Genomic DNA, 1,805 nt, shown 5'->3' with positions numbered 1-1,805 from the left:
GCGTGCGGGCGTGCGGCTTGCCGGCGATGCCGACGAGATTGCGCACGGTCGAGGAGCTGGTGAAGCACACGGCGTCGAACCCGCCGGTCTTGATCATCTCGCGGATCTCGGCGGCCGGCGGGGCGGCGCGGACGGTGCGGTAGGCGGTGACGTCCTCGATCTCCCAGCCGCGGGCGGTCAGGCCCTCGGCGAGCGTCTCGGTGGCGATGTCGGCGCGCGGCAGCAGGACGCGGTTGACTGGGTCCAGGACGTCGTCGTACGGCGGGAACACCTCGAGCAGGCCGAGGCTGGACTGCTCGCCGCTGGGCAGCAGCTCGGGCTGGATGCCCAGTTCGCGGACGCGGGCGGCGGTGCCTTCGCCGACGCAGGCGATCTTCACGCCGGAGAAGGCGCGGGCGTCGAGGCCGAACTCGACGAACTTCTCCCACACGGCGCGCACCGCGTTGGAGGAGGTGAACACGACCCACTGGTAGCGGCCGTCGACGAGGCCCTTGACGGCGCGCTCCATCTGGGCGGGGCTGCGGGGCGGCTCGACGGCGATGGTCGGCACCTCGACGGGCACGGCGCCGTGCTCGGCGATGCGCTCGCTCATCTCGGCGGACTGGGCCTTGGTGCGGGGCACGAGCACGTTCCAGCCGAACATGGCACGCGACTCCCACCACTGGTGGCGGTGCCGCTCACCGGCGGACTTGCCGATGGTCACCACCAGGTCGCCCTCCATGTCGCGCCCGACCTCGGCCATGGTCGCGAGGGTACCGTCGGCGGACTTCTGGGCGCAGAGCGAACCGGAGCAGGTCACGGTGACCGGGGTGCCGGCGGCGAGGCCCTGCTCGGCGAGGTTGGAGGCGGCCTCGGCGAGGTGGCGGGTCGTGGTGCGCAGGACGATGGGCCCGGGCGAGCCGACGAGGGCCGCCCAGTCGACCTTGCCGCGGCCGTCGGCGAAGACGTAGCCGGAGCCGAGCGCGATGCCGGCGAAGGCGGGCACGGCGGTGGCCTCGGCGACACCGGGGACGACCTCGAACGGCACGACGGTGCGGCCGACGGCGGCGATCTCGGTGACGGTCGCGTCGGTGGTCATGGGGTCGCCGGTGACGAGGCGGACCACGTCGCGGCCCTTCTTGGCCTCGGCGACGAGCTGCTTGGCCACGGCGGCGGGCTCACCGAGCACGGGCCGGACGTCGGCGGCGGTGGGCGCCGGGAGGGCCTTGAGGCGCTTGACCTCGGCCTTGTCCTCGGCGGCCACGGCGGCGTCCATCTCGGCCTGACGCGCGTCGAGCAGCTCCTGCGGGACGGGGACCTCGGTGGCAACCAGTGCCAGTACGTCGGCCGACACGTCGGCGTCGGCAAAGACCAGCGCGTTGCCGGCGAGGACCTCGCGGGCCCGGCAGGTGAGCATCCCCGCGTTGCCTGGACCGCCGCCGACGAAGCGGACGGTTCCGGGGCGGGTGGTGCGTGCTCGAGTCATTGTTCGTCTCTCCGTCGGGTGGGTGTCGCGCACTGGCTGCGCGCGAGGTGGGAGTTCGGGGGTCAGGGGTCGGTGACGGTCGGTGGGGCCGTCGTGGATTCCCTGGGTACGAGCAGGGGTCGTTGCTCGGGGGATTCGGCGGACATGAGGTCGCTGGCGCCGCGGTCGAGCAGTTCGGCCGCGAGGCGGCGTCCCAGTTCCTCGGCGGCGGCGACCGGCCCGTCGGGATGTGAGGCGGGGACGGTCGTGCCGGAGGTCCGCAGGACCGTGGTGCCGTCGTGGGCGGCGACCACCGCGTGCAGCGTGAGCACGGCGTCGGCGGCCGGGGCGTCGGCGCCCG

At 74.0% G+C, this 1,805-nt stretch carries 1 protein-coding gene and 1 pseudogene; both read right to left on the bottom strand.

All coding sequences use genetic code 11. The features are described from left to right. Positions 1-1,465: uroporphyrinogen-III synthase (locus G6030_RS15220; protein WP_182643693.1), on the bottom strand; the 1,465-nt coding region annotated here is incomplete at its 3' end. Between the two features lie 62 nt (positions 1,466-1,527). After that, a pseudogene (locus tag G6030_RS15215) lies at positions 1,528-1,805 on the bottom strand (hydroxymethylbilane synthase); the annotation flags it as partial.

The sequence above is a fragment of the Dietzia sp. E1 genome (assembly GCF_014145015.1).
Taxonomy (GTDB): Bacteria; Actinomycetota; Actinomycetes; order Mycobacteriales; family Mycobacteriaceae; genus Dietzia; species Dietzia cinnamea_A.
Note: the sequence above shows the minus strand (reverse complement) of the source record. Positions and strands in the feature narration are given on the sequence as shown.